Genomic DNA, 26730 nt, shown 5'->3' with positions numbered 1-26730 from the left:
GACCAAGTTGACAACTCAGTTGCCTAAATAAGCGATCGCCAGCCCAGTTGCCCAATTTTCTTCTACTATGTCTCAACGCCCTATCTACCTAGACAACCACGCGACAACCCCGATCGACGAACGGGTACTCGCTGCCATGCTCCCCTATTTCCGGGAACACTTCGGCAACCCCGCTAGCATCAATCATACCTATGGTTGGGAAGCAGAAGCGGCAGTCAAACAGTCCCGGCAAGCGATCGCAGATGCCATCAATGCCTCACCCGAAGAAATTGTCTTCACTTCCGGCGCAACCGAAGCGAACAATTTAGCGGTCAAAGGCATAGCCGAAGCTTATTGCAACAAAGGGCGACACATCATCACGGTAGCAACCGAACACAATGCGGTACTCGATCCCTGTCATTATTTAGAAAAATTGGGATTTGAAATCACTTTTCTCCCCGTCCAAAGTGACGGACTGATCGACTTAGGCAATTTAGCAAGATGTATTCGCGCCGACACGATTTTAGTCTCGGTGATGGCTGCTAATAATGAAATTGGAGTAATCCAGCCGATCGGAGAAATTGCCGCCATCTGTCGCGGTGCAGATGTCTTTTTCCATACAGACGCAGCCCAAGCGATCGGCAAAATTCCACTCAATGTCGAGGCATTGAAAATTGATTTAATGTCCTTGACAGCGCACAAAATTTACGGCCCAAAAGGCATCGGCGCTCTTTATGTCCGCCGTCGCCATCCCAGAGTTCAGCTTGCAGCGCAAATGCACGGCGGCGGACACGAACGGGGAATGCGTTCTGGTACGCTCTATACCCCTCAAATTGTCGGATTTGCCAAAGCCGTAGAACTGGCCATTTCCGAAATGGACTTAGAAGTGGAACGGGTGACAAATTTGCGTCAAAGGTTGTGGGACTATTTATCTCCCTTGGGCGACATTGTTATTAATGGTCATCCCATTCACCGCTTGCCTGGAAATCTTAATATCAGTGTAGATGGAGTTGATGGTCAAGCGCTGCTACTAGGAGTACAACCTATTGTCGCTGTTTCTTCGGGTTCGGCTTGCACTTCCGCTAAAATCGCGCCTTCTCATGTCTTGGAAGCAATCGGGCGAAAGGAAAAGTTGGCTTATGCTTCCCTACGGTTCGGTATTGGTAGATTTAGCACCGTCGAAGAAATTGATACCGTAGCTAAGCACTGTGTAGCAACTATTAATTCGCTAAGAAAAGTAGCAGTTGCGGAAGTTTAGTTTCGCGATCGCTTCAACCGATTTAATGTTGGTAATTGGTAATAGAAGAAGGGGCTAGGGGCTACGGGCTAGGGGCTAGGGAAGAGGAAGGAGGGAAGACGGAGAGGGAACTTACTAGGACTTACACACCCAACCAAAGAAACCGGGTTTTTCACGAAAATACTTCGTTGTTACCCACAGATTGTCTCAAAAACCCGGTTTCTGGAACCCCATGCTAATAGCTAATAGCTAATAGCTAATTACCCATCTCCCCCATCTCCCCCATCTCCCCTGCTCCCCTGCTCCCCTGCTCCCCTGCTCCCCATCTCCCCCGCTCCCCCGCTCCCCCTCTCTTCCCCTAGCCCCTAGCCCCTAGCCCCTAGCCCCTAGTTCTATTACCAGCTTACTTGCGATCGCTCTTCAACCACTCGCTTATAAACCCATTCAGTTTCCTTAGCCAGCTTCGGCCAACTAAATCGCCGTTCCAAATCTTCATAAGCATTGTCAACCAACCACTGTGCATAGCCAGGATTTTTTAACACTTCCAAAATCCCCCAAGCTAAAGAATGTGGATTATTAGTGTGAGTAACCACCCCCGTCTTCGTGTGTTGTACCACCTCTGGAAGTCCCCCCGTATCAGAAACTACCACAGGTACTCGCGCTGCAAAACTTTCTAGCGCTACAATTCCAAAAGGTTCGTATAAACTCGGAAAAACCGCACAGTCAGCCACCGTTTGAAATTTATCGAGATATTCCTCAAACATAAATCCCGTAAACAAACAATTGTGCCAAATTCCTAATTCCCAAGCTTGATGTTTTAAGTGTTCCGTATGACCGCCACCAATAATTATAAACTTGGTATTGCCTCCCGTTGCCCATAGTACCATCGGAGCCGCATTCAGTAATACCGAAATACCCTTTTCGTAGGTCATTCGACCAACATAGTAAACTATTTTTTCGTGATCGTGAGCAAATTTACGTCGGAAGTTTAAAGCGTCAAAATCGCTCCAGCGAGGTTTTTTCTCAGCACGAATGCCGTTGTAAATAACTTCTATTTTATTCCAAGGAGTAGCTAATACCCGTTCTACTTCCCGTCGCATATATTCGCTACAGACAATTACCCGCCAAGCATTGTAGGCTAAGTCATTTTCCTTACCGCTGATGTAGCGGTGTTCGTTGGCATGAAGACCGTTATGCCGTCCATATTCCGTTGCGTGTATAGTCGTAATCAGGGGTACTTTAAAAGTGTGCTTTAGGGCGATCGCAGCATCTCCCACTAGCCAGTCATGAGCGTGAATTAGATTGAAAGGCCCTTCTTCGAGCATCAGTTTCCCGCCATGATGTCCCATGCTTTCGTTCATGTTGACAACCCAGTGGAAAAAATCATGAGCTGGCCATACTGGTACTCGATGCACCCGTACTCCTTCCACCACCTCGTACATGGGCGCTTGACCAAACTCTACAGTAATCAAGTGAACTTCATGCCCTAACTTGACTAACTCAGGATACAATTCCGCTACATGACGAGCTATCCCACCCACAATTCGGGGCGGAAACTCCCATGCCAATACCAAAATCTTCATCTGTTCCACTCCCAGAAGTTTATATATCTTAAACTTTAGTGATTATTGACTCCATTATATAGTTATTAAACGTTAACATCGTTATCTAGAAGGGGAGAACAATTTAGTTATCTAGAATAGCAGAAGGCAAAGGAAGAAATAATTATTGAGTCTGCTTTTCATTTATTGGTATTTTTGATTTAATTATCTCCTCTTATTTCGGTCACACCCTCAACTTTTATGGGTGGGTTTTCTTGGTGGTAAGAATCAATTTGAGTTAGTTTTATTTACAGCCTATTGTGGCTTCTTAATTCCGAACTCATCAATATTCCAGCATGGTCTGATGCTGCGATCGCACGATCTGTGCTTACATTCTTACCAGTTGTTACCCCCTGCGATCGCAATTATGCCTCGCTTCAAAACCCGCTGGATGTAGTTAATTATTCAAAATACCATGCTCACACCCTCTGCGATCCTCCCCATCCGCTGCTCCCCAGCCCCCAGCGACTCTTACCAAGACCTGAAAATATGTGATCTTAGCTGCTGCTAAGGAGTAAATTTTATCCTAACTTAGTAAGTAAAGAAAAGCTCCGCTTCCAAATAACAGGGTAAAAATAAAAATGCTTTGCTGGAACTTGAGAGAACCAAACAGCACTCCCGTCGGTGAAGAGAATTCAGCTTGCCAACAGGAAGCCATATTGTCAGCCATCTTCAAACACAGCTCCGAGGGCATTTTTATAGTAGAGCCAATTCAAGGAGAATTCCATTTCGTCTGTGCTAACCACATCTACTTACAAATGTACGCGATCGCAGACATCGACGTAGCCTCCAAACCGATCGGCGAGTGCTTACCAGATGCGATCGCCCGTACCACCGAGCAAAACCTCACAATCTGCCTCCAACAACAGCAATCCCGTTCTTACCAACAGCCATTAGAAACAGAAACAGGCTCTCAGCTAGTGCTGATCGACCTCTCCCCCATCTTCGTCGCTGGGAAAATCACCAAAATACTCGGCATTTGCCACGACATCACTGAGCGACAAAGGAACAGAGCAGTAGCCCACCTTTTGCAAACCATCACCTTAAGTGTAGCCGAAGCTCAAGACTTCGATTCAGCTCTCACCATTGCCCTACAAAAAATCTGCCAAGTCACAAACTGGAATTACGCCGAAGCTTGGGTTCCCAGTGCCGATCCCGCCTTCATAGAATGTACCCCCGCCTACTACAGCACTTCTCAAAATTTAGACTCATTCCGCAGCATCAGAAAACAACAGAAATTTTCCGCCAGCAGTAACTTAGGGCAAATCTGGTCGCTGCAACCGCTCAAATGGATGCCCCCCGACTTACCGCAACCAGTTGATAGCCTTCTTGACCCAGATATCGCCGCCATTGCGGGTTTTCAAGCTGGACTAAGCATTCCCATCCTTGCCAGCGGCAAATTGATCGCGGTACTTGTTTTCTTCATGTTTGAACCCCGTTTAGAAAATAAACAAATTTCCCTACTTTCAGCCGTTGGCGTACAGTTGGGAGTGGTCATTCATCATAAGAAATACCGCAATATCTTTGAAAACGCCGTTGCTGGTATCTACCAAACATCGGCCGAAGGGCGCTATCAAACCGTCAACCCCATGCTTGCCCGGATTTACGGCTACAAATCCCCTGACGAATTGATGACTGGCATTACGGACATCGGCAGGCAACTTTATGTTAACCCCAACCGCCGCGATGAGTTCAAACGCTTGCTCCAGAAGCAAGATGTCATTTCTGGTTTTGAGTCTCAAGTTTATCGCCAAGATGGTACTACCATCTGGATTTCTGAGAGTGCTCGCGCCATTAGGGACGAGAGGGGTCAGATTGCTGGTTACGAAGGCACTGTAGAAGATATTACTAAGCGTAAGGAAACGGAAGCAGAACTTCACAAGCAAGAAACCTTGCTGCAAGGTGTGGCGACTGCTATGCACCATTTATTGACAGATGCAGATCATAAAGCGGCGATTATTAAAGCGCTAGGGACTTTAGGGGTGGTGACAGGTGTCGATCGCGTCTATATTTATGAGACTCACCCCCACCCAGAGACGGAAGAAGCGGCCTTGAGTTTGCGGTTTGAATGGGTGATGGCATCGATTGAGGCTAGCATTAACCCGCCCGATCGCCAAAATTTAACTCCCAATAGCTTTGGTCTGACACAGTGGCAAAGCATTTTAGAAGCGACTCATGCAATTACAGATTTTATTGAGTCTTTCCCAAAAGAAGAGCGGGAAGTCTTAGAGGGAGAGGGTTTGCTGTCACGGCTGATCTTGCCGATTCGAGTTGAGAGGCAACTTTGGGGCTATTTGGGGTTTGACGATGGTAATGATTCCCACCGCCGCTGGTCGGAGGGTGAAATTTCAATTTTAATGGTGATTGGGGAGAGTATTGGCGGGGCGCTTCAGCGACAGAAGATGGAGGAAACGATCCGCCATGAAGCACTACACGATCGCCTGACGGGTTTGCCCAATCGTACTCTTTTGGGGGAAAAGTTGAATTTAGCTTTGCAGAATGCTCACCGCCGGGGCAGCCTATTTGCTTTGATGTTTTTGGATTTAGACCATTTTAAGATTGTTAATGATACTTTGGGGCACGCGATTGGCGATCGCCTGTTGCAGGCTGTGGTGAAGCGGTTGAGTAGCTGTCTGCGGGAAGGGGACACTATTGCTAGGTGGGGTGGGGACGAGTTTATCATTTTGTTGCCCAATATTTCTCGTGCTAAAGATGCGGCGGCGATCGCGCAGAGAATTTTGGAGGTTTTGCAGGGTGAATTTGATTTGGAAGGAAATAAAGTTGCGATCGGTTCTAGTATCGGGATTGCTATCTATCCAGAGGATGGCGATGATAGCGATATTTTGATGAAAAAGGCGGATGGTGCTTTGTACCGCGCTAAGGAAGAAGGCCGCAATAATTTTAGATTTTAAAGTGGCAAGTGTTGGATATTGAGGGTTTGAGTCATTGTTATCTGGAGATTTTAACGTTGTATGGAGGATTTATAGCTTGCCGGATGAGGGTTTCTAATTCATAGAATAACCCAGATTTTTGTTGGTTAGCTATATAATTTTCGGGAAAGTATGCTATCATCAAAATATTCATGTATTTGAGCCGGATCTTAAAAAACAATATACCAAATTTTGCCGGAATTTTTACTATAATGAAAGAGCAAACATTTGAACTAGATGAATCTCAAATAAAATTTCTACAAGGCTGTCAAAACTATGGATTTAAAGACGCGAGTGAAGTAGTAAGAATCGCCATTAAACGCTTGGAGTTAGCATTAGAAGCCGAGCAATTGGAAGAATCAGCGGCTCTCTATGCGGAAATCTATGAGGAAGATAAAGACTTGCAAGAATTGACGGAGTTAGGTTTAGAAGAATGGCCGAAGTCATAAAATTGAAACGAGGTTTAATTATTGAAGTTAATCTCGAGCCAACTCAGGGTTCTGAAACGGGAAAAATTAGACCTTGTGTTGTTGTGACTAACAACACTTATAATGAGCGAGTTCCTGTAATCCAGGTTGTTCCGATTACTGCTTGGAGTGAAAAAAAAGCCAAGATTAAAAGTAATGTGGAGATTGAACCATCTGAAAGAAATGGATTAACAAAAAAATCTATTGCTGATTGTCTGCAAACGCGCCCTATTGATTATCGTTCTCGTGGGGTAGATATCAGAGGTGAACTTGAACCAGAGGTTATAATAAAAATTGATCTAGCTCTCAGAATTGTGTTTGCTTTGTAATTTTTAGGCTTTTTAAAAAAGAAATAATCAATAAATTACAAGGCGATCGCACTGTTGAGAAAATATCAAATATATGCTATTTTATTAACAACAAAGTGAGAGGTAACATGAGTATCACCCAAAGCCCTGAAACAAAGCTGATGGAAAAAATCCGTAGTTTACCACCTGATAAAATCACGGTATTAGAAGATTTTATCGACTTCCTATTAACGCGCAGTGAAGATCGTCTTCTCATTTATACGGGAAATAAACTCTCAGAACCAGCTTTTGCTAAAATTTGGGATAACCCAGAGGATGCGGAGTATGACGAGTTATAATTTTGGTGAGGTGGTTTTAGTTCCATTTCCATTTACAGATCAAACTACCAATAAAAAACGTCATAACAGATTGGCAATCGGCAGGTCTTCTAAAGTCTTCGATGATTAAGCCAGTTATTACGACTATTGAAAAACAACTTATTATCAAGAAACTGGGAAGGCTTCAAGATGTATATATCCAATCTCTTAGAGAGGGTTTAACCAGAATTATAGGGGATACGTGAGAGATGTCAAACAATTGGCAAAATGTTAAATTTATATCGAAAATAAAAGCGATCGCGCTTCTTTGGGAAAGTGCGATCGCCTTTAGTTATGGATTAACTATCTAGCCAAATTCAATCAGGAATTAAGCGCTGATGAAGTCTCTTGTAGATAACTGAATGGTATTGTTTCTGGTGGAGGCATTTAGGGAAACTGCAAAGACTTCACTCGGATTGCTTTTCAAAACTATCGCTGTATCATTAGCAGAATACCCATACTGATTGCCCGGTCGGAGTTCGTATTGACTCAGGCTACCTTGAACTTTGATCTTATCACCTTGAGCGCTAGAAAAGTCTTGAATAACTCCCCAACTGCGACCAATATAACCCTTCCCGTACCAATCGCCGATCAAGAAAGTATCAGCACCGGAATCACCACGTAGTTGATCGACTTCTCCATTGCCACTAGCCGAATAGAAGAAACCATCAAGAATATCGTTTCCTGCACCACCAATCAATGTGTCATTACCACCTAAACCAGAAAGTTTATCATTCCCACCTGAACCAGTTAAAATGTCGTTGCCGGGGCCGCCATTTAGATTTAGATTAGTATTTCCACCACCGTTGCTACCGCCACCGCCACCATTATTTAACTTTGAAAATGCTTCGAGAGGACTCATGGTAGCATTTAAGATAAAGTTTTGGTCTGGACTTGCACCGTTAGTGCCTTGAAAAGGTGGAGTCCGTACCTCTAAATGCAAGTGATTTGCGCCTGATTGATTACCAATTTGACCGAGGAGTTGTCCGGCAGAAATGGTATTTCCTGTGGCTAAACCGTTGAAATTTTGCAAGTGACCATAAACCCACTGACGACCATCGTTGCTATTAACTGCGATAAACGCTCCATCACTAGGAGAAGACCATGTCCAAGCAACTTTACCAGCAATTGGAGCTCGCACCGAAGTTCCTGCTCCAGCGCCGATATCAATGCCAGCGTGCCATTTTTTAAAACCATTGTAGTAACCCTGGTCATAGGCATAACCGGCCGTCATCGGATATGACTTCCCTAAAACTGTTGTAGATAAGTTCGTAAAGACTTGCTTAACTTCGGGTGAACTTTCTCCATTAGAGGTTCTTCCATCAAATAAAATGTCATCACCACTAGCGCGATCCCATTCATTACTATTTGTTGGTAAAGGCATTGCACTTGCTCCTTTTATATTGAATTGACTGGGAAGTTTTTATTTAACTTTCCTTCCCACATTTCCAATATCCCAGATACAAATTGGCTTGGCGGCTCAGTTGGGTTCATCTTTTTAGCTCACTAAATAGCTCACTGCTTCTCTTACTGAACCAAAGCGATCTAAAATCGGATGAGAACACCGTAGGGGTAATGGTGAACAATGATTGATTCTCTGAAGGCATCAGAACAGGGGCTAAAAATCGTTGATGAAGCTAGACGCAGGAAACGCTGGCAGAAAATCGCTTCAATATGGGTAGAAAATGCCAAAACCTCAGAAGCCACACTGAAGCGGTTTTGGGCAAGAAAGTCTCCCATTGATCGGTATGCCTTTATTGAAATTTGTAAGGCTGTAGGTGTTAACTGGGAACAAGTTGCTGAACTCACCGAAATTGAGGAAACAGAATTACTTGTGGTGGCCCCTGTAAAGGAAACTCCTTCAGCGCTAAACCTAAATTTTGTCGGCCGTGAAAATGCGATCGCACACCTCAGCACCCGCATCAACCAAGGCTCAAAAATCATCCTCATCCAAGCACCAGGAGGCGTGGGAAAGACAACTTTAGCCCAGGAATATCTCAAGTCTCAGGGTTTTGACTTAATACTGGAATTGCTAATGGCAAAGGAGAAAGAAAATATTACCCTAGTTGAAAGCGTGATTGAAGAATGGCTAAAGCGGGACTTTCAGGAAGAACCTGGCCGCGAGTTTGGAGTTACCCTTGGGAGACTGAAGCGCCAACTTCAGACGCGCCGAGTGGGGGTATTAATTGATAATTTGGAACCCGCGCTAGATGGACAAGGCAAATTTATTGAACCCCATCGCCGCTATGTGGAATTGTTGCGAGTTTTGGCTGATTCTTCGGTACAGTCATTAACGTTAATTACCAGTCGCGAACCTTTGGCTGAATGCGTAGGTGTCACTAATTACCCGCTACCTAGCCTCGATGAAAAAGCGTGGCAAGATTTTTTTAGCCACCGTGATATTGAAATAGATGCGATAACTCTAAAAGAAATGCACAAAGCTTATGGCGGTAATGCCTTGGCGATGACTATTTTATGCGACCCCATACAGAGAGATGGAGGGATGGTAGCCTATTGGCAAGAACATAAAGTCGAAGCTGATTTATTGGTGGAGTTAGCTGTAGAAAATCTTGTCAAAGAGCAGTTTAATCGTCTCAAAAAAACTTCTCCTGAAGCCTATCGACTCCTCTGCCGTTTGGGATGTTATCGCTATCAGGATGTGCCGACTGTTCCTACTGAGCGATTATTGTGCTTACTGTGGGATGTGCCAGAAGCACAGCGCAGACGGGTAATTGAATCGTTGCGAAATCGGTCATTAGTCGAGTTTAACAAGGGAGAATATTGGTTGCATCCAGTGATTCGTACAGAGGCAATTAGTAGGTTAAGGGAAAGTGAAGATTGGAAGATTACTAACCAGACAGCAGCAGAATTTTGGACAGAGAGTGTTAAGACTGTGGAGACTATAGCAGATGCTAAGAAAGCATTAGAAGCTTATTATCACTATTTTGAAATTAAGGAATTTGATTTGGCAGGGAGAGTTTTCGTAATTAGGAGGTCTAACAAATGGACAAAAAACTATAGAGGAGAGTATTTTGGTGGAAGCTTATACAGGTTCGGTTTGTTGCAACAGACTATTTCAGAGTTCAACCAAATAATTGATAAAATAATTCTGGATATTAATACTGCTAATTTACTAATTGAACTTTATCTATGGCTAGGAGAATCCCACTACGCAAAAGGCGAACCTAATCGGGGAATAGATTATCATAAAAAATCTCAGAAAATTGCATCTATTTTTTCAGAAGATACATATCAAAAGGAAGAAGGCTTAGCATCTTTCTTAAAAGGACTGTATTTAGTTTCTTTGGTGAACATTGGATACGGCTATATATCTCTTGGCGAAGTAGAAGCAGCTAAAAAAAGTTTTGAAGACTTCTATTTCTCTACTAAAAATACAGAACTTCATTATCATTCAGTAGATGCCTGCTATTTTTTAGCTTTCTGTAATTCATGCTTGGGTTTGAATCAAGAAGCACATAACCTAGCTGAAAAAGCTTATCGTGAACTTTCAATAACTGAGTGGCAGCCTTGGAGTCATGGGTGTGCATTAGTATTTTTAGGGTTAACCTATAAAAGTTTAGGGGAAATTTCCAAAGCCTTTGAACTGTTTCAAAGAGCTATCAAATTTGCTGAAGACAGCTACTATATTCAGATTAAGGGACAAGCTTATAGTGGTCTAGCAGAACTCTATCGCATACAGGGAGAACTTAAAACAGCCCTTTCCCATCACTCAGAATCAATCGAACTTCTGGATAAAATCGGTGCTAAATGTGACTTAGCTGAAGCCTACTATCAATTAGGCTTAACTTATCAAACAATAGGCAATACTGCTGATAGTCAAGAAAATTTTAACAACGCAATTCAACTATTCACCGAAATGGAAGCACCCAGACAAGTTGAAAAAGTGCAACAGTCGGCAGGCAAACTGATATAATAAGGAATCAACCGGGAATGATTTTACTCCTCACCCAAACTCGAAACCCTCGCAACAGAGTAGTCTCCCCTACAGTTTTACTTTCCTGCAAAAATCTACCCATTTCAGCCACAGATAAAAATGAAAAACATCGACTAAACTCACAAGCTACATACTCTTCATCTTGCAACTGAAAAAATTGTAAAATCCGCCCGTTATACCTCCAAATTTCCGGTACACCCAAGGCAGAATAAATGTCAAAACTATCAAGAGAACTGCTAGTAATATCTATTTCTATTACCAAATCAGGCGGCGGATCGGTTCTCAAATCTATTTTACTTTTACCTCTAACTAATCTCTCATTTTGGACGTAGAAACTGGAATCAGGCTCAGCACCGCGCCCTAACTCTTGACGCTTAAAAGTAGTAGAACCTGCTCTAGCAATCTCTATATTCAACTCTTCTGCTATAATACCAACGAGAGCCGTAAGCACTTCTTTAGGTTTTTCATGCTCATACAAAGGTGTCATAATTTCCAAAGTACCCCGATTGTAAGTCAGGCGTGAGGAACGGTGTTCCCCAAGATCGCTAAGCAAGCTTTCAAAAGTTTGCCAGCTAATATTTCTAAGCAAAGTTCTCTGTTCAGCAGGAGTTGAGGTACTAATCATTACAAGCTCCTAAATTTTAGTATTTCAATGCCGATCGATTGGGCTATTAATTATTCCCCCTTCCCCTTCTTCAAAAACTCCCGCAACCGCAACAAACTAACAGTTTGCCCCACACTTAAAGGCATCACCGACACCCCCTCTAAGCGCGACTGCACCCAACCATCCCCCCAATACCACTCGTGAAACCCATCAATACCCTGACTCAATAACAACCGCAAACAATTCGACTCCGCAATCTCTACCTTGTGCTCCAAAGCCACCGGGCCAACCCAACTCGTAAACGCCAAACCTTTGTATAATTGTTCCGGCATTCCACTACTAAATTGTTGCGGCCACAGCCACTCTTGCAATTGACTCGGACGTAACAAACTATCCCGAATCTCAGTCTCCGAAGCATTAACCTCAATCCGCAAGTGACTTTGTTGATAATTACCAAACATAACGATTAAATATTTTAGATTTTAGAACGGGACAACTCATCAACTCTAACGCATAAAAAGCGATCGCCTCTAAAGTAACGTTCTCAACATTTATATAACTACTGACTGTTTAAAAGTATTTGTAACCGTTTTTGTTGAATTTGTCGATGGTCTTCGTCTAATTTGGCAATAACTTCTTCTAATTTCCAACCTAATTCTTCCATTTCCAAGCGACTGCGACGTAAATTGGCGAGGAGTCGTCGATCCACATTTAGGGGCGGCACATATCCTTGTTCGTCGATCATAATCTCCACTCAATCTTAATTTCTTCAATGCTGCGTTCCCATGCGGGAAGTCTAGCCTGGGTATAAGCAATAACTTCTGTTACTAACCTTAGCATATCAGGAGTTGCTGTGGGTACTGCATTAGCCAAGCGTCGTTGCAATATGGAAAACTGGGAAAACCGCTCATCGGCTTGCTGTGCTACATTTTTTAGCTGATCTAAATAGTCAATTGTTCTGTCGGTTTCTCCAAATTGCTCAAAAAGAGTATATTCGGCTTCTGTAGCATTTTCAATAATATGCAATAGTTGCCGTTTTAGGCTCCAAATGGTTTCGGCAATTTCTATGGGCAGTTTTGCCATGTCTAGTTGTGTGAAATTACGCTATAGATTTTAGGCGAAGTAGAACGCCGCTAGAATAAAGAAAGTGGAAGTTGTTAAGAAATGTAAGGTTCATGGCCGATCAATTAATTCGCGCTACAGCCGCAGAGGGCGGAATTCGGGCTGTAGGCGTAATCACCACCCGCCTCACGGAAGAAGCTAGACGGCGACACCAACTCTCCTACGTCGCCACCGCCGCCCTCGGCCGCACTATGTCAGCGGGGCTGCTATTGGCCTCTAATATGAAAACACAGCAATCCAGAGTCAATATTCGCATTAGAGGGGATGGCCCCTTGGGCGGGTTGATGGTTGATGCTGGCACAGACGGAACCGTGCGCGGCTATGTAGATAACCCCAAAATCGAACTTCCGCCAAATGCGCTTGGTAAACTCGATGTCGGCGGCGCAATCGGCGAAGGCTACCTCTACGTCGTGCGAGATGTCGGCTATGGCTATCCTTACTCCAGTACCGTAGAACTTGTTTCTGGGGAAATCGGGGACGACATCAGCCATTACCTGGCCACATCGGAACAAACGCCTTCAGCTTTAGTTTTGGGAGTATTTGTTGGCGCTGAAGGCGTACAAGCTTCTGGCGGCCTCATGTTACAAATTATGCCCAAAGCTGCTACTGATGATGAGTTGGTGGAAAAGCTGGAATCTAGAGTAGCTTCACTATCCGGTTTTACGCCTCTGTTACGCTCTGGTAAAACATTAGAGCAGATGTTTGAGGAACTACTCGGAGATATGGGTCTGGAAATCTTGCCAGAGGTTCAGATGCTACGCTTTCACTGTGGCTGTTCCTTCGATCGCGTTTTAGGAGCCTTAAAAATGTTAGGCGAAGCCGAACTTCAAGACATGATTGAAAAGGATGATGGTGCAGAAGCGACTTGTCACTTCTGCGGCGAGGTTTACAAAGCCAGCAGCGATCATCTAGCCGAACTGATCGATGATTTGCAAGCACAAGCCCAATCTTAAACAGTTAACGGTTAACGGTTAACCGTTAACTGTTAACTGTTAACAAATTTGGATTTTTTGGAGTTGGGGAGTACGATAGCAACCATTGCAGTTGTGAAACGGTCAAAGCTGCTAGATTGCTGTTTGTGGTGGTGATTATGAGTGAAGAGCGGGAAATACCGGGCCTATGGTCAGCCTCAGAGCCTTTAGAAGCTAGGGAAAACTCTCAACCCGATGGGGGGGGTGAGTCAGGGCGACAAACCCGCGCACAGCGGCGAAAAGCCCTCGCTCTGCGCTTGGGAACTCAGGAAGAACCAGAACCGCCGCAACCAAAACCCCCGTCTCTTGGGCCTAAGTTCTGGCAAAGTTGGCGGCGATGGCCGACGAAATGGCCGTTTTGGGTGGTGGTAATTGTCGCCCTCCCTGGCGGGGTGGCTTTGATCGCGATCGCATCTCTGTTCCGTCTGGCGGCTCAACCAAATTGCCTGAGCATTTTTTGGCCAACGGCTTCAGCTTCGGATCGTCTCTATTGCGCTGAGGTGACGGCCCAGAAGCAGACTGTGGACGACTTGCTGGCGGCGATTGACTTGGTTAATGCTCTACCCAAGGATCACCCCCTGCGGACTGCAATTAATCGTCAGATTGAAAACTGGTCGGAAGATATTCTGAAGTTGGGCGATGCTGCTTTCCAAGCGGGTAATCTGGGAGAAGCGATCGCGATCGCTCGGAAAGTCCCTAGCGATGTTCCCGCTTACCCGCAAGTGGAAAAGCAAATCCAGCAGTGGCAGTTAATATGGGATGATGCAGAAAAAATCTATCAAGCCGCAGAAGATTATCTTCGCAAGGAAGACTGGAATCAAGCGTTTCGACAAGCAACTCTGCTGCTGGATATCGGCAATACTTACTGGGAAACCGCTAGATACGAGGAAATTACTAAGGCAATTCAGACTTCCCGTGCAGATGGTAACAAGTTGGCAAAAGCTCGAAGTACGGCGGAGGCTGGAGGGGTAGACAATCTGTTTGCGGCAATTCAGTTAGCTGGTGCGATCGCTCCTGAAAGCTACATCTACCAGGCCGCTCAAAAGGCGATCGCGGAATTTGGTAAAAAGATTATGGAATTAGCAGAAGCGCAGTTGAAAACCGGACAATGGCAAGGCGCGATCGACATTGTGAATAAAATTCCGGAAAGCGCCAATTTAAAAGAAGAAGTCAAAGATTTTAGAGAGTTAGCTAGCGCTGCTTCTCAGACTCAAGGAGGGACGATCGCGGGTTTGGAGAATGCGATCAAAGCTGCTAAAAAGATTAAATCTAACCGCCCACTTTACAATAACGCCCAAGAATTTATTAGCAATTGGCAACAAGAAATTGCGGATGTGAAAACCCTGGAAGCCGCACGCCAGGTAGCTGCAAAGGGAGGCGCGAACGATCTCAAGGTGGCGATCGCGCAATTACAGACAATTCCTGCGGGAAATCCGCGAGGGCCAGAAGCGCAGAAGGAAATCGCAACCTGGACTCGCCAAGTTGAGTTGATGGAGGACACTCCAATTCTAGAAAGGGCCGACCAAATCGCGACTCTGGGGGATGCTAATTCTCTGGAAGCTGCCATTGTTGAAGCCAGGAAAATTGGCGTTGGGCGGGCGCTCTACCAGCAAGCTCAGGATAAAATTAAAACTTGGGGAGATCAAAGCCAGCAGTTTCGAGATCGGCCTTATTTAGATCGGGCGCAGCAGTTAGCTAATGATGGTAATTTATTAGCTGCGATCGCGGCGGCTAGCAAGATTCAACCGGGACGGACACTCTACGATGAAGCGCGATCGAATATCCGCAACTGGGAATCTCAGTTACAGGCAAAGGATGGCTTGCAAAATGCTCGTCAGGCGGCTGAACCTGGTACTGCTGATGCTTTGGAAACGGCGATTTTGCTAGCCAATCAGGTACCGGAGTCTAGCGGGTTGCGATCGGAAGCTGACGAGGCGATTAATGATTGGAGTCAGAGAATTTTCGCGATCGCGCAGGAAGAATCTGCATCCGATTTGCCGGGTGCGATCGCGATTCTGAGGAAAATTCCCTCCGGTACTCGCATTTATGAAGAAGCGCGAGCGCAAATCGAAGTGTGGCAAGAATCTCTGAATTCTCCTCCTGTAGAATCCGAACCTCCTATTGAGAAGAGCAATAAGCAACCTAAATTTCCAGAACAGGGGCTAGGGGCTAGGGGCTAGGGGCTAGGGGCTAGGGGCTAGGGAAGAAGGGAAGAAAGGAAGAAAGGAATAGAATCAGCCAGTTCCAGCAATGATATCGTGTCCGGCAAATTACTTACCATCTGTCATTGCGAGCGAAGCGAAGCAATCGCCTAGTCTCTGCGATTGCTTCGCTTCGCTCGCAATGACAAGTAAGCAACCGCTTTCGTCGGTTAGGACGTTCTGACTTCTACCAAACTCGCTGATTCTATTCCCTTCTTCCCCTTCTTTCCCTAGTCCCTAGCCCCTAGCCCCTAGCCCCTAACCGCCCTGGCGGTTGCTATATGAGCGAGTGTCCTAACAGACGAAAGCGGTTACTTGCTATAACTGTTAAGGGTGATTCTAATAGTCGAAAACACAATCAGTAGCATCTATGACAGAAATTGTTGTTAAGAATACTAGCGATGGGAGTCCTGACTCTCTGAGAAACGCGATCGCCTCCGCAACGGCTGGAGATACCATTACCTTCGATTCTACCTTAGCAAACCAGGTGATTTTGTTGACCAATGGTCAACTTACCATCGATAAAAACTTGACCATCGACGGCGCAAATGCTCCCAAATTAACAGTTAAAAGTTCGGGAGATAGCAGAATTTTTCGCATTAGTGATAGTGCAAACTTTACTCTCAAAAACCTGATCCTCACTGGGGGGAAACTGTCGGGAACTGACCCCGATAATTTTGAAGATTCCGCAGGTGGAGCGATTTTGATTGGTGGGGACTCTCAAACTGCGATCGAAAACTGCACCTTCGAGGGTAACTCCGCAGGAATTGGCGGTGCTATTTACTCCCAGTGGCGAACTAACTTCACAGCTAAATCCTGTATTTTTCGCCACAACGACGGCTCTTTAATCCCGGAAACAGAACGAGGTGGCGGTGCTGTCTCCATCCATAGCGAATCTTTCTCTACCTTTATAGATTGCGAATTCTATCAAAATAAAGGCACTTTGGGCGCGGGAATCAACAGCTTGCTGAGTTCTTTAACAGTCGAAAATTGCAAATTTACTGAAAATGATGCCAGCTACGGCGGAACGGTGGGAGCCTCAGAAACTAGGGGTTATGGAGGTGCAATTTTTACCGATGGCGCAGGCCCGCATGGAACTGGCGGTGAAATTATAGTTCGGAATACCACTTTTGAACAGAATAAAGCTGCTGGACAAGGTGGCGCGGCTTTCTTAGGAGGATATGCGCCAGACAAAGTAACAGTTGACAAGTGTTTGTTTAAAGATAATGTCTTAGTCAGAGATGGTAAGGGAGATTCCCTTGGAGGTGGTTTGCGGATTTTCAACGCAGAGTATCAGATATCTAACTCCACTTTCACTAATAACCAAGCGGAAGATCAAGGCGGTGGTTTGTGGGTAGGAGAAACTTCTCCAGGTGCGATCGCAAATAGCACTTTTGTGGGTAATTTGGTAGGACTCGCAGAAGGCAATGGCGTAGGCGGGGCAATTTATATCTCGACTTCTGAAGCAACGGAAATTATTAACTGCACCTTGGCTAACAACCAAGCAGGATATGAAGCGGGTGGCATTCGTGGCGGGCAAAACGTTCGCCTTACTAGCACGATTATCTCCTCAAATACGGCTGCAAATCCTTGGGGGAATAAGCAAAATACCTCCGATCATCGAGGGTTCGTCCCGGAACCAGGGGCCTATTTTGCCGATGGTGGCGGGAATATTGAGTGGCCTGCGATCGAGAATACCTTTAACAATGGCAAAGCTACAGCAGGTTCTCTGGAAGTCGATCCTAATTTGGGCCCCCTTGAAGATAACGGTACAGGAATACTAATTTATGCTCCTCTCGCTGATAGTCCTGCAATTAATGCTGGGGCAAGTTGATAGGGAAAGAAAGGGACTAGGGGAAGATAGGGGCTAGAGACTAGGGGCTAGGGGAAGATAGGGGTTAGGAACTAGAAAATAGGGGCTAGGGGAAGATAAGGATTTGGAACTAGAAAATAGGGCAAGAGAAGAAGAAGTTCCTAATTTCTCTTAACTTCTACCTCTCTCTTCCCTTTATTTCCCTAGCCCTAGCCCCTAGCCCCTAATTCCCCTAGCCCCTAGTCCCTAGTCTCTTGCGTCTCATTTCATCTCTACGCCCATCCAAAGAGACAACCTCCGCCTCTGAACTCTCCCTAGCCACCCGAATTAATAGGCCCGCTAACAACAAACTTGCCACCATCGAACTACCACCATAACTAAACAATGGTAGTGGCAAACCTGTAGTCGGTAAAACTCCCGTCGCCACCCCAATATTTAAAAGTGATTGACCCACCATCACCACCATCACCCCAATCGCCACCAATTGATACTCAATATTACGAGCCTTCAGTGCTACCAACAGCGCCAGCGTCCCATAAGCCGCCAAAAAAAGTAATAGTACCAAACTCCCTGCCAAGCCAAACTCTTCAGCATAAACAGCAAAAATAAAATCGCTATACTGAATCGGTAGATAAAATAACTTTTGCTGCGACATCCCTAAACCAGTACCCCAAAATCCACCAGAACCAACCGCCAATAGACTTTGAATTAACTGATAACCATCCTGCATCGGATCTGCCCAAGGATTCAAAAAAGACATAATTCGGCGGCGCTGATATTCTTTAATACTGATACTTAGAACGCCTAAAAACAGCCCTCCGATAGCCGTTGCCCCCAATTGATAATAAGGCAATCCAGCAGCCATTGCTACCAACCACAAAGTCATCCCACACAAAGCCGTTGTACTCAAATTTGGCTGCAACAAAATACCCAACAATACCAGTCCAAAAATTCCCATCCAAGCCCAGCGGAATTTATAATTGAGGCGATACCAGTTACCGAAAACGCGCGCACTTTGTAGCACTAAAAAAGGCTTAATTAACTCAGAAGGTTGAATAATTGGAACTGGGCCAATAGATATCCAGCGAGTTGCACCGTTAACATTAGTTCCCAGTCCGGGAACTAATGTTAACAACAGCAAACCTACTAACAAGAAAAATCCCCACTGAGCTATCCCCAAAATGTAGCGCAGAGAAGAGTGTACAATTACGTTAAAACCCACTAACCCGATTGCTACTGCGATTAACTGTCGCTTAAAGTAATAAAGTCCATCTCCATAATCAGCATTAGCGCTAGGGTAGGAAGCTGAAAACAGCACTACTAACCCCACAAATAGCCAGAGGAAAGTCAGCCACCGCAATACGCGGGCCTCTACAGACCATTCCTGCACTGAGGGGTCAAGAAAGGGAATTAAGCGTCGGATGTCATAGGCCATAGGATTAATTTAGAATTTAGGATAACTTACAGCATATTCCATGTAAATGTAGTACAGAGAAACCGGGTTTCTTAAACAAAATCAGTTTATGGGGGAGAGCTTTCAAGAAACCCGGTTTCTGGGGTGTACTTCATAAAATGAATGAAAACTATAGCCGAAGAAAGAAGGAAGAAGGAAGAAGGAAGGAGGAAAATGCAACTAACAACTAACAACTAACAACTAACAATAAAAAAGAGGCCGAACTCGACCTCTTGCCAATACATTATTGAATCTGCAAAGATTTTACAGCAGACCTGTATTAGCACCCGGTTTACCAGTAGCGAGTTGAACCTTGATAATTTTCCCGCCCATTTTCATGATCCGTTGCTGTTCCCGGAACCAGTTGTCATAGGGAACTAACTTTGTAAAGTAAGTATTTTGCAATTCCCGCTGAGTGCGGATGCGAGTTTGGCTGGGAACGCAAGCAGTCACCTTAAACATTCTCATGGTGCAAATTTCTCCTCAGTTGGTTGACCAATTCTTTAGATGATTTTTTAAAAGATTGAAGGCAGAAAGTCCATCAATTTTCGATTTTTCATGCTATGATTTTGGATTTTTGATTGGGGATAAACTCCAAGATTCCAAATATTTTTCAGAAGCTCAGACAATTCACTAATCTAAAATCTAAAACCGTTTGAAGGCAGGGAGTTTAGAGTCAAAGCCAGCTCATTAAAACTAATCAAATCATCGAGATCAGCCTGTCACGGTCTAGCACTCACTCTCAACTTCCCTGACCTCATTGAAAAGTAAAAGTCAAAAGGCAAAAAAGGCGAGTAAGAAATTAAATTCTTCCTTCTTTTTTCTTCCTTCCTCCTTCTTCCTTTGTCTTAGCCTTAGCTCAAGCCTGAGCTAATATAGTCGAAGTAAACGCCCATTTCCTTGCCAGCATCAGCGCCAACTAGACCGGCGGTGACTTCCTTCATCGATTGAATCGCTTGCACGGTAGCACCGATGGGCACGCCCAAGGAGTTGTAGGTTTCTTTCAAACCGTTGAGCACGCGCTCATCGAGAATGGAAGGATCTCCTGCCAACATCGCATAGGTAGCGTAACGCAGGTAGTAGTCCAAATCGCGGATGCAAGCTGCATAGCGGCGAGTGGTGTACATATTGCCGCCGGGACGAGTGATGTCCGAGTACAGCAGGGACTTAGCAACTGCTTCTTTGACAATTGTCGCAGCATTGGAGCTAATCGCAGTAGCGGCGCGGACGCGCAGTTCACCAGAGGAGAAATAACCCTTAAGTTTGTCTAGGGCGCTGCTGTCGAGGTATTTGCCTTGAACATCAGAGGAATTGATAACAGCGGTAATTGCGTCTTGCATGATTGTTTGGTTTCCTTATTGTGGCTCAATCAGTCCGAGGACAGGATGTTTTGATTTTAGATGGGGGATTTTTGAAAGCACTCTTGCCATCAACAATCACAAATCGAAAATCAGGCTCCTTACTGCATCGCACCGATCACGTAGTCAAAGTAAGAGGAAGCTTCAGAAGCATCGTCGCCAGACAGCAGGGAAGAAGCTGCATTCTTCATGGCGCGGACACCTTCTGCAACGCCTTCGATTGGTGTTCCCAGGGATTTGTACATTTCACGCACGCCGACTATGCCGATCTCTTCGATGGGAGTAATGTCACCAGCGACGATTCCGTAGGTGATCAGGCGCAGGTAATAGTCCAGATCGCGCAGGCAGGTAGCGGTCATTTCTTCGCCATAAGCGTTACCGCCGGGAGAGACGACATCAGGGCGCTTTTGGAAAAGTTGGTCGCCAGCTTGTTTGACGATGCGCTCGCGGGATTCGGTCAAAATTTGGGCAATCCGAACGCGGCGTTCGCCAGTGGTGACAAAGCCTTTGATCCGATCTAATTCGCCTGGGCTGAGATAACGAGCCTCGGCATCGGCATTCACAATAGATTTGGTGACGATACTCATCTTTTATTTACCCGCTGGATATCCCGTCTTTGTGTTTGAGCGGGAAGGAAGCGAGGCGGGAATTAGCGCTTCCTACTGCTTGTGAAAGGCTCCAGGCTATAAAAGCTTGGAGTTGTGACGCTGGTGGAGGCACAGACTGCCAATAATTGTTGAGGTTGTTGGAGTTAGCTACTCTTTGCGTCCTGGCTTGTTTACGATGTTGGTTACGTTTGTCCAACTCGCGCACAATACTGCTGTTTACAATACCACAGCGCACCTGCACTTACCTGCTTTTGCAAGCTAGGTTGCGTTTGGGGCTGGGGGTTTTGTGTTTGGAAGTGTTGGGTAGTGAGTTAAGGTGCGAGTCCTGTTTGCTAACTACCTCCCGCACAGTATTTTGAGGCATGACGTTCACATTATTAGTCTTATTGTAATACTTTGTAACAATTTTTTTCATCAAGAGCGATGGGTAAAAGAGGTAAATTGTCAAGTTTTTAGTTTCGCTGCGCGTGCGATCGATTGACTCTGAACATACAATTAAATCACCCAATTTACTGGCCGATCTGGCACTACTGTTGTGCCTCTGAAGAAAGAAAATGGGCGTTGGTGAATTAGGGTATGATGATTTGAGAGTGCGAGCGCCAAAAAATAACACTTCACAACACGCAGAGCTTATGCAATGTCCTGAATGTCAGTCAACTCATGTTAATAAAAATGGTCATAAAAAAGGTAAACAGAATTATACAGCACTTCCGGATGTTATGAGGTACACTAGAACAATACTACAGACTATAAATGTTTAGTGCCACAATTGTGGTCGGGAGCAGTAGTAGTTATGGATAATTTACATAGCGAGTAAACTAGCTTCTATTAAGCCTATGATTGAAGCTGTGGGTGCTTCTATATTGTGTTTGTCCCCCTACTCTCCTGATTTTAATCCGATTGAATTATGGTGGTCTCAGCTTAAATCTTTGTTGCGACAGTTTTCCCCAACCACCACTAAAATGGTTGACACCATAATTGCTGTGGCTCTTGACTTAATGAATCCGAAACATTTAAAAAATTGGTTTACTAACTGCTGCTACTGTACCTCATAACATCCGGAAGTGCTGTAACTTTAAAAAAACTATGGAAATTATTTTTGATGAATACTTGCCAAAATGGAATTATAGAGCCGTACCTCAAACTCAGTAACTCATCAAGTTATTTATTTTTCAGTCATTAGGGACGAAAAAAGATGCGGATGTGGGCAAATTGTTGTGGGTTATCAAAGGATTGTTTATAGTTGCTAAAATCACCGGCCATCCACTGAGCAAGAGTGATTAAATCATTGCTTTTAACTGAGCTCATAAGCTAAAAATAAGGAAAAAGTTTTCAATTAAAAATTAACAACTAACAACTAACAATTAACCACTAACAATTAACAATTAACTAATTTCCTGAAAGCGAACGAATTTCTGAGGCAAATGATGCGGTGACAACTCCACTACCCCCGCTTGTTTTGATGAGGGAAACTCGAAATCGTAAGTTAGGATTCGCAAACCAGATTTTTTCCTCGGCTGCTGCGCGATCGTATGTAGTTAGTAGGACAAAAGTGCCGTCTTCTGTAATCTGATAATCACCTACTGCGGCAACAGTTTCAGCATATCCTTGATCCCGTAGTAGTTTTCCCCGATTGGGTACAGTCGGATCGGGTATTGGTACGAGGATGCAACTACCTTTGACCTCGGCGTTTTCATCCCAGTCTGATTGACCTTCCCAGCTCATTTTAAAGGGCATTACTGCTTGGGTTGGGTCAATGTTGTAGGACTGACAAAGGTCGATTACTGCCCCGTCATTAAGTGAGAGTTCAACTATATCAATAACTGACTGTACAGCTTCAAAGTGGCTGAATGTTAAGTGATGGGCGCTGCGCTGCGATCGCCATCTTCCAAGTGAATTTTCAACAAACTGTTTGATATTCATGGGCATTATTGTACAGTTTCAATACCCCAACTATTTTTTTTTAAGACTATTATTTATATCTGCTAGACGAAGAAAAATTTAAGTAGACAACCAGAAGTAAATTTATCATGATTCATAATAGTCAATTTTGTAGGCAAGGATTTTAGATTTTGTAGCGAACTTAAATTGCCCTATTTCCATAATTTGGGAACCTTGAGGCAATCTGCTAACGTACAACCTAAAATCATTTGAAGGCAGGGAGTTCAGAGTCAAAGCCAGCTCATTAAAACTAATCAAATCATCGAGATCAGCCTGTCACGGTCTAACACTCACTCTCAACTTCCCTGACCTCATTTCTAGGCAAAAGTCAAAAAAGGCTAGTCTGAAATTCAATTCAGGCTTCCTCCTTCTTCTTTCGTCTTAGCCTTAGCTCAAGCCTGAGCTAATATAGTCGAAGTAAACGCCCATTTCCTTGCCAGCATCAGCGCCAACTAGACCGGCGGTGACTTCCTTCATCGATTGAATCGCTTGCACGGTAGCACCGATGGGCACGCCCAAGGAGTTGTAGGTTTCTTTCAAACCGTTGAGCACGCGCTCATCGAGAATGGAAGGATCTCCTGCCAACATCGCATAGGTAGCGTAACGCAGGTAGTAGTCCAAATCGCGGATGCAAGCTGCATAGCGGCGAGTGGTGTACATATTGCCGCCGGGACGAGTGATGTCCGAGTACAGCAGGGACTTAGCAACTGCTTCTTTAACAATGGTCGCAGCATTGGAGCTAATGGCGGTAGCTGCGCGCACGCGCAGTTCACCAGAGGAGAAATAACCCTTAAGTTTGTCTAGGGCGCTGCTGTCGAGGTATTTGCCTTGAACATCAGAGGAATTGATAACAGCGGTAATTGCGTCTTGCATGATTGTTTGGTTTCCTTATTGTGGCTCAATCAGTCCGAGGACAGGATGTTTTGATTTTAGATGCCGGGATTTTAGATTTATCGGTAGTGCGTCAGGGACAAGAGTTTTTGAGTTTCTTGCCAGCAACTCCCGATTCTCGATCCACCATCACCCATCAAAAATCGTGATGCCTTACTGCATCGCACCGATCACGTAGTCAAAGTAAGAAGAAGCTTCAGAAGCATCGTCGCCAGACAGCAGAGCAGAAGCTGAGTTCTTCATGGCGCGAACGCCTTCTGCTACGCCTTCGATGGGAGTGCCCAGGGATTTGTACATTTCACGCACGCCGACTATGCCGATCTCTTCGATGGGAGTAATGTCACCAGCGACGATTCCGTAGGTGATCAGGCGCAGGTAATAGTCCAGATCGCGCAGGCAGGTAGCGGTCATTTCTTCGCCATAAGCGTTACCGCCTGGAGAGACGACATCAGGGCGCTTTTGGAAAAGTTGGTCGCCAGCTTGTTTGACGATGCGCTCGCGGGATTCGGTCAAAATTTGGGCAATCCGAACGCGGCGTTCGCCAGTGGTGACAAAGCCTTTGATCCGATCTAATTCGCCTGGGCTGAGATAACGAGCCTCGGCATCGGCATTCACAATAGATTTGGTGACGATACTCATCTTTTATTTACCCACTGGATATCCCGTCTTTGTGTTTGAGCGGGAAGGAAGCGAGGCGGGAATTAGCGCTTCCTACTGCTGGTGAAAGGTTCCAGGCTGTGAAAGCTTGGAGTTTTAACGTTTGTTTGCGATGTTGGTACGTTTGTCCAAGTCGCGCACAATGCTGTCGTTTACAATACCACAGATGACCTGCGCTCACCTACTTTTGCAAGTTAGGCTGGGGTTGGGGCTGGGGGTTTTGTGTTGGGAAATGTCGGGCCGTCAGTTCAAGGTGCGAGTCCTTTTTGCTAACTACCTCCCGCACAGTATTTTCAGGCATGACGTTCACATTATTAGTCTTGTTGTAATAGTTTGTAACAATTTTTTCATGTTAGGGGATAGGTAAAGGAGGTAAATTGTCAAGCAAAAAAGAGAATGGGTATAAAAGGTAAATTGTCAAGGCTCAAGTTTCGCTTTTGGTTAGAAGTTGCTTTTCGCCGAGAATGGCGTAAACTACGGTTGTTTCTGCTTTGCCTCGGAGTTGAATGGAACCTACTTTTTGGGCTTCGTAGCGATCGCGCACGCAGTCAAAAGTCCTCTCCGTCACTAATAGATTATAGGGACTATCCGAAGTAACTTCCTTATTCATTGCCTCCAACCTCGCCGCGACATTGACAGCATCGCCGATGACAGAATAGTTCAGCCGCCTCGCACCCCCGACGCTGCCTGCAACCAGTTGACCAGTGTGAAGACCAATGCCAAACTTAATTAGAGGTTTGCCTTCTTCTCTGAGGTGTTTGTTGAGTTCGTTGAGACGTTCGTGCATATCTATACAGGCGGCGATCGCATTCATAGCATCTTGTTCAATTTCTTTCTCTTCGGTATGACAAAAAGGAACGCCAAAAACAGCCATGATCGCATCCCCAATATATTTGTCCACAACGCCGCCGCGATTCATAATACAGTCTGTCATCGCCTCCAAATAAGTATTCAGCCAGGTAAGCAACTCTCGCGGTCGCATTTTTTCAGAGATAGTAGTAAAACTGCGGATATCCATAAATAAAACTGTGGCTGTAACTTCTTGAGGTTCGAGTTCCCCTTGTTGAAAAATTTCAGCTTTCCGCTTCCAAATCATCTGGGCCGTTTCCGGGTCAACGTGCTTTTCAAATAGCCGCATTAACTGTTGCTTTTCATATTGTTCTCGTGCTTGTAAAGCAATACCAGCTAAGATAATTGTACCGATAGGCGAGGCAATGGGAATCCACCAGTGAGAGAAGCCAAATAATAAAGCAGCGACGGTAAACCAAGCTGTAGGCAAACCAATCGCGATCGTAGTTCTTTCCTTAACATCTCGATGGAATAAAATCCAACTGGTAACAGGGCCAATGCCTAGCAACAAAATAATTTCCCAAACTTTCGGTACTCGTCTTAGTAGCCTCGAATTAAGCAAATTATCAATCATAGCAGCATGAAGATAAACCCCAGCCGTCGTGCGATCCAGAGGTGTCCGCACCCTGTCCAAACCTTCAGCTACAAATCCGACTAAAATCAACTTATTAGTAAAGGCATCTTGTGGAATCTTTCCGGCTACAACATCGCTAAATCCATAGGTCGTTAAAAACCTAGTTTTCCCCGGCCAGTTAACCGCTACTTTTTGTTGTTCTACTCCTACAATTGGCTGAGGCAAAAGTATAGGATTACCCGGATTATGGATATTATAAATTTGAATCAATGCCGAACTAAAACTGGGAGTACCATTGAACCAAAGGTTAGCTCTACGGCTGATACCATCTGCGTCTGATTCGTGCAAAATATCGCCAACAAAAAGTGCGGCTGCTTTGATTTCTGGTACTAAGTTTTCCTCATCCCCCGTTCTAGCGAGCGCCACATTACCGCTAGCTTTTATTGCTGCTGCTAATTCAGCATCTTTTGGGCTAGGATCGATGAAAAGAATATCAAAACCAATAGCAGTTGGCGCACTTTTTTTCAAACTTTCTAGTAATTGCACGTAGCGATCGCGCGACCAAGGAAATTGACCATATTCTTGCAAGCTGCGATCGTCAATTCCGATTACGACAATTCTCCGATCCCAACCAGGATTAGGAATAATACTCCGATCGCGAAGTTGAAATAAAGTTTTGTAGCCCAAATATTCTAGAGGTCTCCAAGCACCTAACTGTAACATTCCTACAGAAACAACTGCTGCTATCGCGCCTGTTAGCCAAGGAGGATTACTTGCTAGATATTTTTGAACTACAGAAATTGTTTTTTTTAGATGCACCATCCAATCTTTAAAATTCATACCAGTCCCTAGATT

Annotated in this window: 28 protein-coding genes; 13 read left to right on the top strand and 15 right to left on the bottom strand. The window is 44.9% G+C overall.

Annotated features, from left to right (window positions below):
• The first annotated feature begins 67 nt into the window (after positions 1–67).
• Positions 68–1237, top strand: a complete 1170-nt coding sequence (locus OSCIL6407_RS0109360) for an IscS subfamily cysteine desulfurase (RefSeq protein ID WP_007353950.1) — start codon at positions 68–70, stop codon at positions 1235–1237.
• Between the two features lie 374 nt (positions 1238–1611).
• Here the strand turns inward: OSCIL6407_RS0109360 and OSCIL6407_RS0109355 are convergent, their stop codons facing one another.
• The gene (locus tag OSCIL6407_RS0109355) at positions 1612–2799 is read right to left on the bottom strand and encodes a glycosyltransferase family 4 protein (RefSeq protein ID WP_007356895.1); all 1188 of its coding nucleotides are present in this window, start codon (positions 2797–2799) and stop codon (positions 1612–1614) included.
• A 276-nt stretch (positions 2800–3075) separates the two neighbouring features.
• Here OSCIL6407_RS0109355 and OSCIL6407_RS34090 point away from each other — a divergent pair, with 276 nt between their 5' ends.
• From OSCIL6407_RS34090 to OSCIL6407_RS0109335, 5 genes are all read left to right on the top strand, one after another.
• A complete protein-coding gene (locus OSCIL6407_RS34090) occupies positions 3076–3312 on the top strand; it encodes a hypothetical protein (RefSeq protein WP_148288847.1) in 237 nt (78 codons plus the stop codon).
• Between the two features lie 86 nt (positions 3313–3398).
• A complete protein-coding gene (locus tag OSCIL6407_RS0109350) occupies positions 3399–5729 on the top strand; it encodes a diguanylate cyclase domain-containing protein (RefSeq protein WP_007356896.1) in 2331 nt (776 codons plus the stop codon).
• Between the two features lie 230 nt (positions 5730–5959).
• Positions 5960–6196, top strand: coding sequence for a hypothetical protein (locus tag OSCIL6407_RS0109345; protein WP_007356897.1), 237 nt, complete (start codon positions 5960–5962; stop codon positions 6194–6196).
• Positions 6181–6543 (top strand): type II toxin-antitoxin system PemK/MazF family toxin, encoded by a 363-nt coding sequence (locus OSCIL6407_RS0109340; protein ID WP_007356898.1) that lies wholly within the window; start codon positions 6181–6183, stop codon positions 6541–6543. The genes OSCIL6407_RS0109345 and OSCIL6407_RS0109340 overlap by 16 nt, the downstream gene beginning before the upstream one ends.
• A gap of 107 nt (positions 6544–6650) precedes the next feature.
• Positions 6651–6860, top strand: coding sequence for a hypothetical protein (locus OSCIL6407_RS0109335; protein WP_007356899.1), 210 nt, complete (start codon positions 6651–6653; stop codon positions 6858–6860).
• Positions 6861–7206: 346 nt separating this feature from the next.
• Here OSCIL6407_RS0109335 and OSCIL6407_RS37750 read toward each other — a convergent pair whose 3' ends face one another.
• Positions 7207–8262, bottom strand: a complete 1056-nt coding sequence (locus tag OSCIL6407_RS37750) for a peptidoglycan DD-metalloendopeptidase family protein (RefSeq protein ID WP_007356901.1) — start codon at positions 8260–8262, stop codon at positions 7207–7209.
• A 201-nt stretch (positions 8263–8463) separates the two neighbouring features.
• Between OSCIL6407_RS37750 and OSCIL6407_RS0109320 the strand changes: the two genes are divergently transcribed.
• Positions 8464–10812 (top strand): tetratricopeptide repeat protein, encoded by a 2349-nt coding sequence (locus OSCIL6407_RS0109320; protein WP_007356902.1) that lies wholly within the window; start codon positions 8464–8466, stop codon positions 10810–10812.
• A gap of 7 nt (positions 10813–10819) precedes the next feature.
• Here OSCIL6407_RS0109320 and OSCIL6407_RS0109315 read toward each other — a convergent pair whose 3' ends face one another.
• The 4 genes from OSCIL6407_RS0109315 to OSCIL6407_RS0109300 form a co-directional block, all read right to left on the bottom strand.
• Positions 10820–11458 carry a Uma2 family endonuclease gene (locus OSCIL6407_RS0109315; RefSeq protein ID WP_007356903.1) on the bottom strand — a complete coding sequence of 213 codons (639 nt, stop codon included), beginning with the start codon at positions 11456–11458 and terminating at the stop codon, positions 10820–10822.
• Between the two features lie 50 nt (positions 11459–11508).
• The gene (locus OSCIL6407_RS0109310) at positions 11509–11898 is read right to left on the bottom strand and encodes a hypothetical protein (protein ID WP_007356904.1); all 390 of its coding nucleotides are present in this window, start codon (positions 11896–11898) and stop codon (positions 11509–11511) included.
• A 98-nt stretch (positions 11899–11996) separates the two neighbouring features.
• Positions 11997–12182, bottom strand: coding sequence for a hypothetical protein (locus tag OSCIL6407_RS0109305; RefSeq protein WP_007356905.1), 186 nt, complete (start codon positions 12180–12182; stop codon positions 11997–11999).
• Positions 12179–12520: a hypothetical protein gene (locus tag OSCIL6407_RS0109300; protein ID WP_007356906.1), complete on the bottom strand. Its 342-nt coding sequence runs from the start codon at positions 12518–12520 to the stop codon at positions 12179–12181. Before OSCIL6407_RS0109300 ends, OSCIL6407_RS0109305 begins: the two co-directional genes overlap by 4 nt.
• A gap of 92 nt (positions 12521–12612) precedes the next feature.
• Here OSCIL6407_RS0109300 and hslO point away from each other — a divergent pair, with 92 nt between their 5' ends.
• The 3 genes from hslO (at position 12613) to OSCIL6407_RS0109285 (ending at position 17565) form a co-directional block, all read left to right on the top strand.
• Complete coding sequence (gene hslO / locus OSCIL6407_RS0109295; protein WP_007356907.1) at positions 12613–13512, top strand: Hsp33 family molecular chaperone HslO; 900 nt, start codon at positions 12613–12615, stop codon at positions 13510–13512.
• A 137-nt stretch (positions 13513–13649) separates the two neighbouring features.
• The gene (locus OSCIL6407_RS0109290) at positions 13650–15710 is read left to right on the top strand and encodes a hypothetical protein (protein WP_007356908.1); all 2061 of its coding nucleotides are present in this window, start codon (positions 13650–13652) and stop codon (positions 15708–15710) included.
• Between the two features lie 391 nt (positions 15711–16101).
• On the top strand, positions 16102–17565 hold the full coding sequence (locus tag OSCIL6407_RS0109285) for a right-handed parallel beta-helix repeat-containing protein (RefSeq protein WP_007356909.1): 1464 nt from the start codon (positions 16102–16104) through the stop codon (positions 17563–17565).
• A 211-nt stretch (positions 17566–17776) separates the two neighbouring features.
• Here OSCIL6407_RS0109285 and OSCIL6407_RS0109280 read toward each other — a convergent pair whose 3' ends face one another.
• The 4 genes from OSCIL6407_RS0109280 to apcA (OSCIL6407_RS0109265) form a co-directional block, all read right to left on the bottom strand.
• Positions 17777–18979, bottom strand: coding sequence for an FtsW/RodA/SpoVE family cell cycle protein (locus OSCIL6407_RS0109280; protein WP_007356910.1), 1203 nt, complete (start codon positions 18977–18979; stop codon positions 17777–17779).
• Positions 18980–19261: 282 nt separating this feature from the next.
• Complete coding sequence (locus OSCIL6407_RS0109275; RefSeq protein WP_007356911.1) at positions 19262–19465, bottom strand: phycobilisome linker polypeptide; 204 nt, start codon at positions 19463–19465, stop codon at positions 19262–19264.
• 386 nt (positions 19466–19851) lie between these two features.
• Positions 19852–20337, bottom strand: a complete 486-nt coding sequence (apcB, locus tag OSCIL6407_RS0109270; protein WP_019487148.1) for an allophycocyanin subunit beta — start codon at positions 20335–20337, stop codon at positions 19852–19854.
• Positions 20338–20456: 119 nt separating this feature from the next.
• Positions 20457–20942, bottom strand: coding sequence for an allophycocyanin subunit alpha (gene apcA / locus OSCIL6407_RS0109265; RefSeq protein ID WP_019487149.1), 486 nt, complete (start codon positions 20940–20942; stop codon positions 20457–20459).
• 575 nt (positions 20943–21517) lie between these two features.
• Here apcA (OSCIL6407_RS0109265) and OSCIL6407_RS38550 point away from each other — a divergent pair.
• A complete protein-coding gene (locus tag OSCIL6407_RS38550) occupies positions 21518–21724 on the top strand; it encodes an IS1/IS1595 family N-terminal zinc-binding domain-containing protein (protein ID WP_007354577.1) in 207 nt (68 codons plus the stop codon).
• Between the two features lie 36 nt (positions 21725–21760).
• Positions 21761–22018 carry a transposase gene (locus OSCIL6407_RS32465; RefSeq protein WP_324603617.1) on the top strand — a complete coding sequence of 86 codons (258 nt, stop codon included), beginning with the start codon at positions 21761–21763 and terminating at the stop codon, positions 22016–22018.
• A gap of 124 nt (positions 22019–22142) precedes the next feature.
• On the opposite strand, the gene OSCIL6407_RS32460 is transcribed toward OSCIL6407_RS32465, so the two are convergent.
• From OSCIL6407_RS32460 to apcB (OSCIL6407_RS0109250), 3 genes are all read right to left on the bottom strand, one after another.
• The gene (locus OSCIL6407_RS32460; protein WP_007354575.1) at positions 22143–22271 is read right to left on the bottom strand and encodes a CpcT/CpeT family chromophore lyase; all 129 of its coding nucleotides are present in this window, start codon (positions 22269–22271) and stop codon (positions 22143–22145) included.
• 81 nt (positions 22272–22352) lie between these two features.
• The gene (locus tag OSCIL6407_RS0109255) at positions 22353–22886 is read right to left on the bottom strand and encodes a phycobiliprotein lyase (protein WP_173401170.1); all 534 of its coding nucleotides are present in this window, start codon (positions 22884–22886) and stop codon (positions 22353–22355) included.
• A gap of 405 nt (positions 22887–23291) precedes the next feature.
• Positions 23292–23777, bottom strand: a complete 486-nt coding sequence (gene apcB / locus OSCIL6407_RS0109250; protein ID WP_019487148.1) for an allophycocyanin subunit beta — start codon at positions 23775–23777, stop codon at positions 23292–23294.
• 20 nt (positions 23778–23797) lie between these two features.
• Between apcB (OSCIL6407_RS0109250) and OSCIL6407_RS35305 the strand changes: the two genes are divergently transcribed.
• Complete coding sequence (locus OSCIL6407_RS35305; RefSeq protein WP_155523388.1) at positions 23798–23944, top strand: hypothetical protein; 147 nt, start codon at positions 23798–23800, stop codon at positions 23942–23944.
• A 4-nt stretch (positions 23945–23948) separates the two neighbouring features.
• On the opposite strand, the gene apcA (OSCIL6407_RS0109240) is transcribed toward OSCIL6407_RS35305, so the two are convergent.
• Positions 23949–24434 carry an allophycocyanin subunit alpha gene (apcA, locus tag OSCIL6407_RS0109240; RefSeq protein WP_019487146.1) on the bottom strand — a complete coding sequence of 162 codons (486 nt, stop codon included), beginning with the start codon at positions 24432–24434 and terminating at the stop codon, positions 23949–23951.
• Between the two features lie 442 nt (positions 24435–24876).
• Complete coding sequence (locus OSCIL6407_RS0109235; RefSeq protein ID WP_007353065.1) at positions 24877–26715, bottom strand: CHASE2 domain-containing protein; 1839 nt, start codon at positions 26713–26715, stop codon at positions 24877–24879.
• Positions 26716–26730: the final 15 nt, after the last annotated feature.

The sequence above is a fragment of the Kamptonema formosum PCC 6407 genome (assembly GCF_000332155.1).
Classification (GTDB): domain Bacteria; phylum Cyanobacteriota; class Cyanobacteriia; order Cyanobacteriales; family Microcoleaceae; genus Kamptonema; species Kamptonema formosum.
This window is presented reverse-complemented; position numbering and strand designations above follow the sequence as displayed.